Genomic DNA, 553 nt, shown 5'->3' with positions numbered 1-553 from the left:
AACAGCATCTCGAGTGGCAGCGGGCATTTGCTTTTTWRTCAGCCTTGAAGCGTTGTCGATTGAAGCCATCAAACAAGTTCACCAACAAGAAATACGTGGAGCTGCTGACGACTGGCTTATTACCTGCAGCGAAAAATGGCGCAGAATCGGTTTTCCTTGGAGCGAACAAACTGATTGAACGTACGTTAACCTCGACCGCCGGAACCGTGCTGACAGCGGAAAAAGCCTTACAACATGGCGTTGCGATTCATCTTAGTGGCGGGTATCACCATGCCCATTTCGACTATGGCAGCGGTTTTGCTTGTTCAACGATCTTGTGATGGCTGCACACAAAGCATTGGAACATGCTTCCGTCGACAAAGTGTTGATCATCGATAGTGATGTGCATCATGGCGATGGGACGGCCACTTTATGCCAACGGCGCGACGACATTGTGACGCTTTCTTTCCATTGCGATAAGAACTTCCCTGCCCGCAAGCCGGATTCTGATCTCGATATTGGTTTACCAAGAGAGTGTGGTGATGATGCGTTTCTTGCGGCGTTTAAAGAGGTG

Annotated in this window: 1 pseudogene; it reads left to right on the top strand. The window is 49.4% G+C overall.

What is annotated here, in order from left to right:
* A pseudogene (locus tag CIK04_RS25040) lies at nt 1-553 on the top strand (histone deacetylase); the annotation flags it as partial.

It is taken from the genome of Vibrio sp. 03_296 (assembly GCF_002265885.1).
The sequence above is the reverse complement of the archived record's forward strand: the minus strand, read 5'-3'. Positions and strand labels throughout refer to the sequence as shown.